Here is a 14,088-nt window from a genome sequence, read left to right as displayed (position 1 = left end):
GTCAGGGGCCCCGCCGCACATGGCGGGGCCCCTGCCGTCGTCCCGGGGCGACGGCCACCGGACAGCGGCGGGCGTCACACCGCCGGGCGGTGTCGCCCGGGGGGCGGGGCTGTCTAGGGTCGGGGGATGTTCGCCGCCTACGCAGCACGTATCGACCGTGACCGGCCGCTGGACGGACTGGAGCTGGGGGAACGGCCCGCGCCCGAGGCGCGCCCCGGCTGGACCACCGTCACCGTGAAGGCCGCCTCCCTCAACCACCATGACCTCTGGTCCCTGCGCGGGGTCGGGCTGCCCGCCGAACGGTTGCCGATGATCCTCGGCTGTGACGCCGCCGGGATCGACCCCGACGGCAACGAGGTCGTCCTCCACTCCGTGATCGGCCAGACCGGTCACGGCGTCGGCCCCGACGAACCCCGCTCCATCCTCACCGAGCGCTACCAGGGCGCCTTCGCCGAACAGGTCTCCGTTCCCACCTGGAACCTGCTGCCCAAGCCCCCGGAGCTGAGCTTCGAGGAGGCCGCCTGTCTGCCGACCGCCTGGCTCACCGCGTACCGGATGCTCTTCACCCAGGCCGGGGTGCGCCCCGGCGACCGGGTGCTGGTCCAGGGCGCGGGCGGCGGGGTGGCGACCGCCGCGATCGTCCTGGGCCGGGCGGCTGGGCTGCGGATGTACGCGACCAGCCGGGACGCCGCCAAACGCGCCCGCGCCCTGGAACTGGGCGCCGAGGCGGTCTTCGAGCCCGGTGCCCGGCTGCCGCGGCGGGTCGACGCCGTCATCGAGACGGTCGGCGCCGCCACCTGGTCCCACTCGGTGAAGTCGCTGCGCCCCGGTGGCACCCTGGTGACCTCCGGCGCCACCAGCGGCGACCCGGCCCGGATGGAACTCCAGCGGATCTTCTACCTGGAGCTGAGGGTGATCGGCTCCACCATGGCCTCCCGGGACGAACTGGAGGACCTCCTCTCCTTCTGCGCGGCGACCGGGGTGCGCCCGGTCATCGACGAGGTCCTCCCGCTGGAGCGGGCCCGTGACGGTTTCGCCCGGATGGAGCGGGGCGGACTCTTCGGCAAGGTGGTCCTGACGCCCGGGTGAGCGCGGTCAGCCGGGCCTGCCCCCGTACGTACGGACGTGTACGTACGGGGGTGAGGGGTCCCGTCGCCGTCAGCGGCGGGCGAGGCGCTGGGTGGTCCAGCGGATGACCTCGGGGTCGGAGGCGGGAACGACGGACACGTGGTCGGCGTCCGGGTACTCGCGGTAGGTCACCTTCGAGCCCTGGGCGGCGAGCCGCTGCGCGTAGCGGGCGGTGACATGGGCCTGGACGATCTCGTCCTTGGCGCCCTGGCCGATGAAGAGCGGCCGGTCCAGCCGGACGACGGGGGTGTTGATGTGCTTCCGGGCCGCCGCCATCAGCGCCCGGTCGGTCTCGGGGCGCTTCTTCCAGACGTTGCCGTCATGCAGACCCTCCCGTCTCACCTGGGCGAAGAGGTCCTCGAAGCACTTGTTGCGGGCCGTCGGCAGCAGGGTGCGGGCCTTCTCGCTGAAGAGACGCGTGAAGTCCAGCGCGGGGTCGGCCGCCGTCAGTCCCCGCATGACCAGCGGATAGAGCGCGATGCGCATGGCGCGTTCAGCACCGCGGGAGTCCGCCGGATCGGGGCGGTGCGCGATCAGCCGGGTGAACTCCGTCGGTGGCGCGGTCGCGACCGCGCCCCGGAAGTCCAGCTCCGGCGCGTAGCGGGTGGCGTGCACGGCGGTACTGATGGCCGCGTGGCCGCCCTGCGACTGGCCCATCACCACCCAGGTCCCCGAGACACCCCGGTGGGCCTGGCGGGCCGCGCGCACGATGTCGGTGGAGCTGTGGGCGGCGCTGCGGGCATGGAGATACGGGTGCGGGCCACGGGTGCCGAGCCCCTCGTAGTCGGTGGCGACCACGGCGACCCCCCGGTCCAGCCAGCCCCGCACGAAGGGGTCGTGCGGCAGCCCCGGGTCGGTCCTGCTGGGGGCGCAGGCGTCGGCGGTGCCGACCGTGCCATGGGTGAGCGAGATGACGGGCCAGCCGCCCCGGGGGGCCTTCCCGGCCGGGGCGTAGAAGAGCCCGGTCACCGTCACCGGGCCGCCCCGGGCGCCGGTGGAGGCGTAGCTGAGGAGCTGCCCCGGGCCACCGTGCGGGCGGTGTTCCCGGCCCAGGGCGACGGCCTTGAGCAGGGTGCCGGGCGCGGGCTTAGCCGTGGCGGCGGTCGTGGTGGCGGCGGTCGTGGTGGTCGCCGTCGCGGTCGCGGGGCGCTCCGGGCGCGGGGGCTGCGTACCGTCCGCCGTCGCGGGGGCGACGGCGAGACCGGTCAGGGTCCCGGCGAGGGCGAGTGCGGCGGTGACGGCGGGCATGCCGCTCCAGGCGGCGCGGCGTCGTGCCACGGCCGGTCGTGCGGAGGTCACGGACGTCCCTTCGGGGGTGGATGAGGGCCCCGGCGCGCCGGGGCGGAGATCATCGCGCGATGAGGTGAAGGCTAGTCAGCAACCGTGTGCCGTCGGGGCGTCCGTGGGGATGAGCGGGCATCAGACCGGGGTGGGAGAGGGGCGGAGGTTCTCCACCTGAGGGACCAGATCGCGGGGGGTGGTCCCGGGCGGAGTGCCCCCCTCGGTACCGGAGGCAGCGGGCCCCTCCCCCTGGACTCCGTCCCGGGGCATGACACCAACGGCACCTCTCCCTCTGGGCCTTCGGCCCGGCTGGGGGTACCCCGGGCGGAGCCTGGGGGAGTACCCCAGCGTTGTCGGAATCGCCCGAGTACACCCCGTACGAGGACGACCGCCCCCCCGGCACGCCGGGGGGACCTTCACGGCTCGCGATCCTTCCCCTCGGCCCCGGGGGCCTGGGGAGACCCCATGCCTCGGCCCCGGGGGGGCTGGGGAGACCCCATGCCTCGGCCCCGGGGGCCTGGGGAGACCCCATGCCTCGGCCCCGGGGGCCTGGGGAGACCCCAACCCTCGGCCCCGGGGGCCTGGGGAGACCCCAACCCTCGGCCCCGGGGGGCTGGGGAGACTCCATGCATCTGACGCCGCAGGCTGATCCTCGAAGGCCGCGCGGACAGGGCCTAGCGTGGCGGGGTGTGGAGGAGTGCCGTGATGTGGGCCGCCGCCGTGGAGAGATGGCGGCGGGCCTCGCCGACCTGGGCGGCGGTGATGCCCTGGTCGCGCGCCGCGTCCCGGATGTCGTCGCGGAAGCGGTCCAGCAGGCGTTCCAGGTCCCGGGCCGGGTCGCCGGAGGGTGTGGTCTCCTCGGACCAGGCGGGAGGCGCCGCCGGGGTGCTGGTGGGGGCGGGCGCCGCGGGGGGAGCCGGGGCGTCCGGGGCCCCGGACGCGGCGGGAGGCGGCGGGGGCGGCGACCCCGCTGGTCCTGTCGGGCCTGTCGGGCCTGTCGCCCCTGTCGGGCCCGGCGGCGTGGGGCGGGACGGTGTGCCCCAGCCCAGCCCGCCCAGCTGTGTCCCCAGCTCCGACAGGCCCTCGCGCAGCCCGGTCGGCCAGTCGCCGCGCGCGAAGTGCTCCTGTACCTCCTGCGCGATGCGCTGCACCTCCTGCCGGGCCTTCGTCTGGGCCTCCTTCGCCTGACGGCGGGCCTGGCGGGCCTCCTCGCGCGCCTTGCGGGCCTGCTCCTGCCACTCGTGGGTGGCCTTGCGCCACTCCTCCTGCTCGCCGGCGGCACCCGCGCGGGCCCGGGAGGCGGCCGCCCGTACCTCCGTGCGGAGCTTGCCCGCGGCACCCCGTACGTCATCGCGGATCTCCGCCGCCAGCTCGGAGACCGACTCGCCGATCTCCAGCTCCAGATCGGCCAGTTCGCCGCTGCGGCCCGCCAGCTCCGCGCGGCCCGCCTCGGTGATCGAGTAGACCTTCCGGCCGCCCTCGGTGGCATGGGTGACCAGGCCCTCGGCCTCCAGCTTGGCCAGCCGGGGGTAGACCGTGCCCGCCGACGGCGCGTACAGGCCCTGGAAGCGCTCCTCCAGCAGCCGGATCACCTCGTACCCGTGGCGCGGCGCCTCGTCCAGGAGCTTGAGCAGATACAGACGGAGTCTGCCGTGGGCGAAGACAGGAGGCATGTCAGAGCACCTTTCCGGAGAGGTCGGCCGGGTCAGCGGGGTCCGTGGGGGGCGCGGGAACGGTCGGCACCTCCGAGGCGTCGCCGCCGTCGCGGCCGTCTCCGTCGGTGCCGCCGTCTGCGTCGGCTCCGTCGTCTTCGGACCTTCCCGGTCCGCGCAGCAGGGCGACCGAGCCGGACATCGTGGTCGCCTTGAGCGTGCCCGCGCCGGGGCCGAGTCTGCCCCTGATCCTCTTGGTGCCCCACTCGTCGCTCACCCGCAGAGCGGTGAAGGCGTTGGAGACCGATCCGCCCGTGGTGTCCACCTCCACCGTCGCGTCGGCGGACCCGGGCAGCCGGATCGCGATCTCCCCGGAGACCGTCGAGAGGGCGATATCCGCCGGGCGCGCGGCGCCGCCGCCGTCGGCCAGATCCACCAGCATGTCGCCGCTGATGGAGTCGGCCCGGAAGGACGCGTCCGGGGCCCCCTCGATGACCGTCAGATGGCCGGAGACGGAGTTGTAGCGCAGCCCGCCGCTGAGGGACTGGGCCTCCAGGTCACCGGAGACCGTCTCGGCCTGGACCTCGCCGGAGATCCGTACCAGTGTGGCGTCACCGTCGACGCTCTGGACGCTGGTGGCGCCCTGGATGCCGGAGATCACCGCCCCGGCGCCCACCACCCCGACCCTGACCCGCGTCCGGGTCGGCACGGCGAGGGAGACCGTCACCTCCCGGTGCCAGCCCTTGCGGTCGAGCCAGCGCAGCCAGCCCTTCCAGGACAGGTCCGCGTACGAGACGGTCAGCGACGAGCCCGTCCGGGTGATGACGAGCGGAGGGCCCTCGATGTGCGACACCTCCAGGCGGGGGGAACCCTCGTCTGTGCCCACCACGTTCACCGTTCCGTTGACGACCCGTATGTCGAGTGCGGTCAGCGGGGTGTCGAAGGTGAGCTTGCGGGGCTCCGCGACCTCCCAGGTCGTCTCTGTCATCACGCTGACCTCCCGGCTCGGCCCGGACGCAACATATCGCGTCTTCCGGGGAAAACGATATATCGCGAATAGGGGATGTCAAGGGTCGGGAGGAGCGACGGGCCGGGCCGCCGGCCGGGCGGGTGGGAGTGTCCGCGAGGGCGGGTGAGGGTGGCCGATAGGGGTATCGGCGGGCAAAGTGGGTGAATCCGCCTAGGCCCCGGGCGGGGACTTCGCCTAGCGTGAGGCGCATGAACGCGACACCCGTGGGCGCGCTCCTGCTCTGCCGGGCCGAGCCCTCCTCCGTACGTCCCCCGGCGCATCTGCTGCGCGAACACCATCTGCTCGCGTCCGCCGGAGACGGCTGGAGCGTCCTGGTGCCCGAGGGGCGGCCCTGGCGGGAACGGGAGGGCGGCCCGGACGACGCCACGCGCGACCTCACGCGTGACTCCGCCCAGGAGGGCGCGCGGGAGGGCGCGCGGGAGGACAGGGACGTGATCGACCGGGTCGTCGGCGGCTGGGCCTCGGCGCTCAGCGTCGCCACCGGGCGGCCCGCGCTCGCGCTGTGGTGGGACGGCGACCGGGTCGGCTTCACCCTCGCCTCCGGCTTCCGGCGGCCCGTCGGCTACGTCTGGCTCGCCGACGGCACACCCGCGGGCGAGGAGGAAGCCCTGCACACGTTCGCCGCCCGCCTCGGACTCGACCCGGTGCTCGACCTCCAGACCCTGGAACCCCTCACCCACCCCGACAGCGCCGCCGACGGGCGGGCCCGGCTCCTGGGCCTCATCGCCGTCCTCGCCCGCATCGGACTGCGGCTGCCGCCAGGGCTCGCGCCCGGCGAACCCACCGGCGCGCTGTGGGCCGCCGCGCGGACGGCGGGCGCCGAGACCATCGAATGGGCGGGATGGCGGGACGCGGTACGGGTGGAACTGCACGCCGTGGAGGAAGGGCTCGACCACTGGCTCAAAGAGCCCAGACGGCGGGGCGAGAGGCTGGGGGCGGCGCAGGTGGCGATGGGGGTGCCGGTGCTGGTGTACGGGGTGCGGCGGGGGAGCGCGGGGTGGGTGGTGGCGGGGTGCGTCCTCCTCGCCAACGGGTTCCTGCACTCCCGCCGCTAGGCCCCTGGGGCCTCGCCTGTGGGCCCCCTCCCCCGCTTGTGGGTTCGCCCACCCGGTGCGCTCGGGGCCCACCCTGTTGTGGGCGGTCGTGCCACAGGGCCGTGGAGGTGCCCCCGGCCGAAGGCTGGGGGAGGGCGGGCACACGGGAACCACGTGCTGGGCAGGTCTTCTCGTTGCCCAGCCCGGACGGGTCCACTGGGCCATGGCTCGCACCCCGGGATACGGGCCCGCTGAAGGGCGCACCTTCGGGTGCGACGGCAATGCCTCGCGGGAGGCGGGCCGACAGGGCCTGGTGCCCAGGTGGTGGGCTTGTGCCCCCCCGTTCCGCCGCGCGGAACGGCGTGCCCACCAGCGGGTGGACCCGGCGTGCCTCCAGCGCGTAGCCCGCAGGGTGGACCCGCACACAGGGGGCGGTCCGCCAGGTCGGGCCAGGTCGGGCCAGGTCGGGCCGGGTCTGGTCGTGCAGGCCCTAGGCCGGGCTATTCGTCTTCGTCGTCGAGGCGGGCGAGCCAGGTCGCGAGGCGTTCGACCGGGACCTCGAAGTCAGGGTTGAGGTCCACGAAGGTGCGCAACTGCTCGGCGAGCCACTCGAAGGTGACCTCCTCCTCGCCGCGCCGCTTCTCCAGTTCCTCGATGCCGCGATCGGTGAAGTACAAGACATGCTCCTGGTACGGATGGGGGACTACCCCTTCAGACTACGGTCACCGCAGTCGTGGCCCCACGTCCACCGAATCCACGGGGGTAGCCGTGAACGCACGTGTCCAGCGCATCGAACTGCCCGGGGGTGCCGTGATCGACGCCCGGCTGACCCGCTCCGACGGCGGCTATGGCGAGGACGACGAGGACGTCGGCTTCCTCGACGGCGCCGCCGCGAAGGTGGAGCGCCTCCAGGAGCTGATCGCCGGGGTCGGCGCCTCGGTGCTGGAGGCGGCCGCCGCCACCCGCCCCGATGAGGCCACCGTCACCTTCGGGATCGAGCTGGCCGCCAAGTCGGGCACCGCGCTCGCGGTGCTCGCCTCGGGGGAGACCCGGGCCTCCATCCAGGTCAGCCTGGTGTGGCGGCTGGCCGAGCAACGGGAGCGACGGGACGACCCGCCGGGGGCGCCACCCGGGGCCGCCCCCGGCAGAGACGGCGGGCACGGTGACTGACTCCGACCCGGTGATCGAGGCGCTCGCCCGTGCCGCCACCGTCCGGATCGGTTCGGGTGTGGCGGGCGAGCCCGCCTGGGGCACGGGCTTCTTCGTCGCCCCCGGCTCGCTGCTGACCTGTGCCCATGTCCTCGCGCCGCATCTGCGGGGCCGCCGGGACCGGGTCTTCCAGGTCGGCGGCAGCGAGCTGAACGGCGGCCAGCCGCTGGAGGCCGTGCTGGAGCGCTGGCTGCTGGAGGGGGAGCCGGGCCCCGAGCAGCGGGTGCCGGTGGAGCAGGATCTGGCGCTGGTGCGGCTGGTGGAGAGCGGGGTGGAGCATGAGTGCGTCTGGCTGACCGACCGGACCGACTACCCGGGCGGCCATGGTGTCGTCCAGGGCTACCGTCCACGGGAGGACGGCCGGACGGTCCGCTGGAAGGCGGCGGCCCTCATCAACGGCTTCGACGATGACTACGGGCTGCGGTTCCGGCCGGAGGCCGAGTTCCCCCGGGGTGGTTCCGGCTCGCCCGTCCTCGACGCGCACAGCGGTGCCGTCGTCGGGGTACTGAAGTCCCGGCGGGTGGGCCGGGACGGCGGGATGGCCATCGCCGCGACCGCGCTGCGCCGCTTCGGCCCCCTCTGCCAGGCCCTGATGGCCGCCCATGACCGCTGGCACGGTGAACACCCCAAGATCTCCGGCCATAACTGGATCGAGCGCCAGCACCAGCTGCCCGGCGCCGGGGTGCATACCGGCGGTGAGCAGTGGAGCCCCCGTGACCGGCGCGAGGCGCTCTCGCTGCTCGCCACGGTCCATCCGCCGGACGGCATCCGGCCCGTGGCCGAGATCGCCAAGAAGGCCCGGGGCGGGGTGGCGGCGCCACCCGGCCAGCTCCGCCCGTACACCTGGCGGGACGGCCACGGTCTGCTGTACGAGGCGGGGCAGCCGGTCGCCGCCATCGCCGCCCTGCACTATCTGCAACTGGTGGTGGAGTACGAGCGGGCGCGCGGCGGCGACCCGGAGGCGCTCTCCGCGTGGGTGGGGCACCGGCTCCAGGAGGTGCCCCGGATCGTGCACACCGTCGTCACCGAGGCGAGTCTGCCGCCGGGCCTCGGCCGGGCCGCCGCCGAGGACGGCCGGATCATCACCCGCTATCCGGGTCCCGGCGACGGCGGGGTGGTGGTCATCGTGGAGCTGGAGCCGGTCACCGACGCCCATCCCACCCGGTTCTACTGGCGGCTGCGGGTCGATGACGGCCATGACCTCAACGAGCCGCTGCACGAGGAGCAGACCGGCGACGGTGTGCCGCCCGAACGGCTGGTCCAGGAGTTGCGGGGGCCGCTCGCCGAGATCTTCGCCTCGGTGGACGCGCCCGGGGCGCCCGCCCCGCTGGAGGTCGCCCTGCCCGCCGACCACTTCGACACCGCCGTGCACCGCTGGCAGCTCACCGACATGGCCCGCCTCCACCATCCGGCGTATGTCGGGGTACGGCGGATGGTGGTGTTGCGGGACATCACCAGACGAGGAGAACCGGACCCCGTCTGGTTCCGCCGCTGGGAGGCCACCGCCACCGCCGAGTCCCTCACCGCGTGCCGGACCCCGCCGCTCCTCCAGGTGCCCCGGCCGCGCCACTTCGCCGAGATGGCGCCGTCGGCCGTGCCCGTGCTGTGCCGCCCGGCGGGCAGCGGTGTCGGCCGCCGCGCCATCGGGATGGCGCTCGCCGCCGGGCACGGCATCGCGCTCTGGCATACCGACAGCCACCCCGACCACGGGTGCACCGACTTCTGCGACGAACTCCACACCGGTGCCGCCCTGTTGCTGCGGGGCACGGCGGGTCCCCGGGAACTGCCGGACCGGTTGCGGCGTATCAGAGACGACATCAGTGGTACCCGGCACAGTGGACACTGGGCGGAGGGGGTGGCCCTGCTCTATGACGATCCGAGTCGTCCGCTGCCCGCCGATGATGGGTTCCCGGTGGACTCACCATGAACGGAGCGTGGGATTCCGGAGTTTGCGCGGTGATACCGTCCCGGTTCGCCCCCGCTGACAGCAATGGACATCCGGCCGCGCGGGTACATATCCGGCGTTGCCCCCACCGGTCCGCCCGGCCGCCTGTGAGGAGCGAGCGATGGACGACTGGCTGATCTACCGAGGGGTCGGGGCGCCCGACCCCGCCCGTCTTGACCGGCTCCCGCCACCCCCGCCGTGGCGGGTCTTCACCGGCGATCCCCTCCCCGGCGAGCCGCCCCCCATCGACTCCTCCTCCACCCGCCGCCTCGGCGCCCGCGTCGGCGCCCCGCCCACCCAGGACGGCGAGGTCCTCCACCTCGTCAACGCCGCGCTCTATCTGCGCCGCCCCCTGCTGGTGACCGGGGAACCCGGCTCCGGCAAATCCACCCTCGCCCACTCCCTCGCCTATGAGCTCGGACTCGGCCGGGTGCTGCCGTGGCCCGTCGTCAGCCGCACCGAACTGAAGGACGGGCTCTATACGTACGACGCCATCGGCCGCCTCCAGGACGCCCAGCTCGCCGAGCGGGAACACCGCACCCCCGACGACATCGGCCGCTACATCAAGCTCGGCCCCCTCGGCACCGCGCTGCTGCCCACCGTCCGCCCCCGGGTGCTGCTCATCGACGAACTGGACAAAAGCGATATCGATCTGCCGAACGACCTGCTCAACGTGGTGGAGGAGGGCGAGTTCGCCCTCCCCGAACTGGAGCGGCTCGCCGACCGGCCCGGCCAGGACACCGTCCATGTCCTCACCGACGACGGCCGCCGGGTCCCGGTGCGCGGTGGCCGGATCCGCTGTCGCGCCTTCCCCGTGATCGTGATGACCAGCAACGGCGAGCGCGACTTCCCCGCGCCCCTGCTGCGCCGCTGTATCCACCTCCATCTCGACCCGCCGCGCGACGAACGCCTCGCCGCCATGGTCCAGGCCCACTTCGGCGCGGGCGCCGACGAGCACAACCTCGACCTCATCAACCGCTTCACCAGCGACGGCGCCGAGGGCGAGCTGAGGCCGACGGACCAACTGCTCAACGCGATCTATCTGACCCAGTACGCGGTACGGACGGAACCAGGCCGCCGTGAGGAGATCGCCGACCTGCTGATCCGGCCCCTCGACACCCGGCACCGGTGACACCGTGACCGGTTCCGGGGGAGTGGGCGGGGACGCTCCGTGGCCGGGCGGGGACCGTCGGGGGGAGGACGGCGGGCCGCTGTCACCGGAGGAACGGACGCCACAGGAACGGACGCCACAGGAACGGACGCCGGGGGAGTGGGTGCCGCCCGGTGCGGTACCCGAGCCCGAGCCGCCGGGCGCGCCGACCCCGCCAGCACCGCCGGGCCGGCCCGGCCCCTCGGCCGCGTTCGACCGGGGCGTCCTCACCGCCTTCGTCGCCCGGTTGCGGGAGGCCGACCTCACGCCCAGCGCCGAGGAAGTGGCCGACGCCCTCTGGCTCGCCCGCCATGTCCCCGCCGCCGACACCCGGAGCCTCGGGACCTCCCCCTCCGTACCGGCGGCCGGTGAACGGTCCGGCGGTCCGGGCGGCGGGGTCGCGCCGGAACCCATCCCGCCCCGGCTGCCCCGGCCCGCCGGAGGACCCCTGACCCGGCCCCGCGTCGCCCTCTACGGGCCCGCGCAGCCTCCCACCGCCGACGGCGGCCGCGAGAGCGGCTCGGTCAGCCCCGTCACCGTGCCCGCGCCCGCCGTCCTGCCCGACACCCCCGCCCTGGAACGCTCCCTGCGGCCGCTCCAGCGCTACCGCCCGCCCATGCGGCTGGTCCGCAGCGAACTCGACGAGATCGCCACCGCCGACCGTGCCGCCGACACCGGGCTCGTCCTGCCCGTCCTCCTGCCGGTGCGGCGCCGCGAGGCCCGGCTCGCGCTCGTCATGGACGACTCCAGCTCCAACATCGTCTGGGAGGCCGCCCTCGACGAACTGCGCCAGATCTGCGAACGCGCCGGAGCCTTCCGCGAGATCACCGTCCACCGCGTCGGCGACGACCGGACCGCCGCACCCCCCGGCGACCCCACCGGACGGCGGCTCACCCTCGTCCTCAGCGACTGCGCCGGGCCGCTGTGGCGCAGCGGCACCATGCAGCGCCTCCTGCACACCTGGGGCAGCACCGCGCCCGTCGCCGTCGTCCAGCCACTGCCCCAGCGGATGTGGGGCCGTACCCATCTGCCCGCCCGCGCCGGACTGCTGCGGCGGCGCGAGGGACCCGCCGGACGGCTGGAGTTCAGCCCCCACCGGGGACCCGCCACCGGACGGGGCCTGCCGGTGCCCGTCCTCGCCCCCCGCCGCTCCTCCTTCGAGGCCTGGACCCGGCTGATCGCGGGCGCCACCGGACAGTCCCTCCAGGCCGCCGCCGCGACCGTCTTCCGCCACCACCGGCCCGCCACCGAACGCCCCCGCGCGGAACGCCCCCTCGCCCCCGTCGAACGGGTCCGCCTCTTCCGCCGCACCGCCTCCCCCGCCGCCGCCCAGCTCGCCGTCTACCTCTCCGCCGTGCCGCTGCTGCTGCCCGTGATGCGGCTCGTCCAGCGCGCCATGCTGGTCCGCAGCGGCCCCGACGTCCTCGCCGAGGTCCTCCTCGGCGGACTGCTGCGCCGCGACGACCCCGACCCCACCAGGACGGGGCAGGAACCCTCGTACACCTTCCTGGACGGCGTACGGGAGGAACTGCTCGGACAGCTCGGCGCGGGCAGCGCGACCCTGGTGCTCAAACACTGCTCCGAGTACGTCGAATCCCGCTACGGACGCACCGCCCGCAACTTCCCCGCGCTCGCCGCCGCCTTCCTCACCGGCGCCGTCGACCCGCGCGCCGAGTCCCAGCCCGCCCAGGAGAGCGGACCGCTGCTCGCCTTCGCCCAGGTCTCCTCCCAGGTGCTGCGCCGGTTCGGCGCGCCCCCACCCGCCATCACCCACGGCGCCCCGCCCAAGGACGGCCCCGGCGGGCTCGCCGCCCAGGCCCGCGCCTGCCTGGACCACTTCGGCGAGCACGGCACCGTACGGGACCTGGACACCGCCGTACGGCTGCTCAGCGCCGCCACCCAGACCGAACGGCGGACCACGGCCCGCGCCGGGCTCTACGAGGAACTCGCCGAGGCCCTGCTGCGGCGCTGGCTCGTCCGGCCGCTCCCCGAAGACCTGCCCGAGGCCCTCGAAGCCGCCCAGAACGCCATCTCCGGCGGGCCGCCCAAAGCCCAGCTCACCCTCGCCCGGGTACTGGAACTGATGGCCGACGAGGTCGCCGCCGGGCGGCTGCACCCCAAACTCGTCCCCGAATGGGCCGGACTCCAGGCGGCGGACGGCGCCGGCGGTGAGAACACCGCCGGGCCCGTCGCCGCCGTCCTCCTCGCCGCCGCCGAGAGCAGCCTCGCCGACCTCACCGACGGCCCGCCCGGACAGCGACACCCGTTCGGTGACGGCGACGACACCGTCCCCCCGGGCGGCCCCCTGCGGGACACCGCCGCCGTCGCCCGGGTCCGGGTCCTGCGGCGGCTCGCCGTCCTCGGCGCCGCCCATCCGCCGAGCGGCTCCCCCGCCCCCTGGTTCACCAGCACCCTGCGCACCGCCCTCGACGTCCTCCAGCCTCTCGCCGACGTCTTCGGTGAACCCGTGCCCGAAGCCCTCGCCGACCTGCGGCCCGGCGGCCACCGCGCCCCCTCCGAATCCGCGCTGCTGACCCGGGGCGGCATCCTGCTCGACCTCGCCCGCCACCACCGGGGCGAAGGCGTCGTGCCGCCCGTCGCCGTCGACCCCGCCGCCTCCCGCGCCTACGCCCAGCGCGCCGGAGACGACCTCCACGCGGGCATCGACGCCATGGACTGGGGCGCCGTCGACCCCGGCGAACTCCAGCGCGCCTGGCTCGACTACGCCGACGCCATCGAGTTCTCCGACGAGGACCCCGACGACGACACCCGGCTGCGCATCCTCCAAGCCCTCGACCAGGCCCGCCGCAACGTCGGCGACGACGAGGAGACCCACGCCCACATCCTGCTGCGGATGGCCCGGCTGCTCGAACAGCGCTACGCCGCCACCGGCAGCTGGGCCCACCGGGACTCCGCCATCGCCGCCTGGGCCGAGGCCCTGCCGCTGCTGCCCCCCGGCCACCCCGAACGCGCGGGCGTCCTCACCTCCCTCGGCCGCCAGCTCACCGAACGCGGTGTCGACAAGGACGCCCCCGGCGATGTCCACCTCGCCGTACGGGCGCTGCGCGGCGCCATCGACGGCACCCCCACCGCCCACCCCGAACTCCCCGGACGGCGCGCCCTGCTCGGCCAGGCCTACCTCGAACGGTTCCGGGCCGAAGGAGCCCTCGCCGACCTCCACGAGGCCGACTGGACCCTGGGAGCGGCGGCGCGGGACGCCGACGACCCCGAACTCGCGGCATACGCGTGGTGGCACCGCAGCCTCACCTCCGCGCTGCTGGCCCGGCGCACCACCGACCGGGGACGGCTGCGGAGCGCCGTCGGCTATCTGCGGGAGGCGGAGCGGGGCGCGGAGGAACTCCTGGAAGGCGCTGTGACGGCGCAGTGGGAGCGGGCGGGACGGCTGGAGCGTACGGCGGGGCCGGAGCGGGCGCTGGAGGAGCTCCGGGCGGTGCTGTCGCTGCTGGACGCGGTGGGGGTGGGGCCGGTGGAGCTGATCCGCCGCGAGGTCACCCGCCTGGAACGCACCCGCTGACCCTCCGGGCCCGCCCCGCCCGGTGCCCACACGGGTGTGGACCCCGGGCCCACAGGGAATCGGGTGGCCCCCTCCGAACCGGCGCCGCCGGGAACGCCGAGGGCCCGGCGCGCCTCCTGGTGGG

General features: G+C 75.0%; 10 protein-coding genes. 6 read left to right on the top strand and 4 right to left on the bottom strand.

The window, feature by feature from the left end; genetic code table 11:
- Positions 1–126 precede the first annotated feature (126 nt).
- A complete protein-coding gene (locus ACFVIM_RS25115; RefSeq protein WP_384305365.1) occupies positions 127–1,089 on the top strand; it encodes a zinc-binding dehydrogenase in 963 nt (320 codons plus the stop codon).
- Positions 1,090–1,158: 69 nt separating this feature from the next.
- Here ACFVIM_RS25115 and ACFVIM_RS25110 read toward each other — a convergent pair whose 3' ends face one another.
- From ACFVIM_RS25110 to ACFVIM_RS25100, 3 genes are all read right to left on the bottom strand, one after another.
- The gene (locus ACFVIM_RS25110; protein WP_384305363.1) at positions 1,159–2,427 is read right to left on the bottom strand and encodes an alpha/beta fold hydrolase; all 1,269 of its coding nucleotides are present in this window, start codon (positions 2,425–2,427) and stop codon (positions 1,159–1,161) included.
- A gap of 656 nt (positions 2,428–3,083) precedes the next feature.
- Complete coding sequence (locus ACFVIM_RS25105) at positions 3,084–4,082, bottom strand: helix-turn-helix transcriptional regulator (protein ID WP_384305360.1); 999 nt, start codon at positions 4,080–4,082, stop codon at positions 3,084–3,086.
- A gap of 1 nt (position 4,083) precedes the next feature.
- Entirely contained in the window at positions 4,084–5,049 is a 966-nt protein-coding gene (locus tag ACFVIM_RS25100) for a DUF4097 domain-containing protein (RefSeq protein WP_384305357.1), read from the bottom strand.
- 230 nt (positions 5,050–5,279) lie between these two features.
- On the opposite strand from ACFVIM_RS25100, the gene ACFVIM_RS25095 reads away from it, so the two are divergent.
- Positions 5,280–6,146, top strand: a complete 867-nt coding sequence (locus tag ACFVIM_RS25095) for a hypothetical protein (RefSeq protein WP_384305355.1) — start codon at positions 5,280–5,282, stop codon at positions 6,144–6,146.
- A 479-nt stretch (positions 6,147–6,625) separates the two neighbouring features.
- Here the strand turns inward: ACFVIM_RS25095 and ACFVIM_RS25090 are convergent, their stop codons facing one another.
- On the bottom strand, positions 6,626–6,802 hold the full coding sequence (locus tag ACFVIM_RS25090) for a DUF6104 family protein (protein WP_097878907.1): 177 nt from the start codon (positions 6,800–6,802) through the stop codon (positions 6,626–6,628).
- 91 nt (positions 6,803–6,893) lie between these two features.
- Between ACFVIM_RS25090 and ACFVIM_RS25085 the strand changes: the two genes are divergently transcribed.
- The 4 genes from ACFVIM_RS25085 (at position 6,894) to ACFVIM_RS25070 (ending at position 13,964) form a co-directional block, all read left to right on the top strand.
- Positions 6,894–7,295, top strand: a complete 402-nt coding sequence (locus tag ACFVIM_RS25085) for a CU044_2847 family protein (protein WP_384305352.1) — start codon at positions 6,894–6,896, stop codon at positions 7,293–7,295.
- Positions 7,288–9,261: a trypsin-like peptidase domain-containing protein gene (locus ACFVIM_RS25080; RefSeq protein ID WP_384305350.1), complete on the top strand. Its 1,974-nt coding sequence runs from the start codon at positions 7,288–7,290 to the stop codon at positions 9,259–9,261. The genes ACFVIM_RS25085 and ACFVIM_RS25080 overlap by 8 nt, the downstream gene beginning before the upstream one ends.
- A 139-nt stretch (positions 9,262–9,400) precedes the next feature.
- A complete protein-coding gene (locus tag ACFVIM_RS25075; RefSeq protein WP_384305347.1) occupies positions 9,401–10,411 on the top strand; it encodes an AAA family ATPase in 1,011 nt (336 codons plus the stop codon).
- A gap of 142 nt (positions 10,412–10,553) precedes the next feature.
- Positions 10,554–13,964, top strand: coding sequence for an SAV_2336 N-terminal domain-related protein (locus tag ACFVIM_RS25070; RefSeq protein WP_384305344.1), 3,411 nt, complete (start codon positions 10,554–10,556; stop codon positions 13,962–13,964).
- The last annotated feature ends 124 nt before the right edge of the window (positions 13,965–14,088 follow it).

Source organism: Streptomyces sp. NPDC057638 (assembly GCF_042800315.1).
GTDB lineage: Bacteria > Actinomycetota > Actinomycetes > Streptomycetales > Streptomycetaceae > Streptomyces.
Note: the sequence above shows the minus strand (reverse complement) of the source record. Positions and strands in the feature narration are given on the sequence as shown.

Bases quoted from the DNA above. Each gene is read 5' to 3' on its own strand.
- ACFVIM_RS25115 (WP_384305365.1), top strand. From the start codon at position 127: ATGTTCGCCGCCTACGCAGCACGTATCGACCGTGACCGGCCGCTGGAC.
- ACFVIM_RS25105 (WP_384305360.1), bottom strand. From the start codon at position 4,082: ATGCCTCCTGTCTTCGCCCACGGCAGACTCCGTCTGTATCTGCTCAAG.
- ACFVIM_RS25100 (WP_384305357.1), bottom strand. From the start codon at position 5,049: ATGACAGAGACGACCTGGGAGGTCGCGGAGCCCCGCAAGCTCACCTTC.
- ACFVIM_RS25095 (WP_384305355.1), top strand. From the start codon at position 5,280: ATGAACGCGACACCCGTGGGCGCGCTCCTGCTCTGCCGGGCCGAGCCC.
- ACFVIM_RS25075 (WP_384305347.1), top strand. From the start codon at position 9,401: ATGGACGACTGGCTGATCTACCGAGGGGTCGGGGCGCCCGACCCCGCC.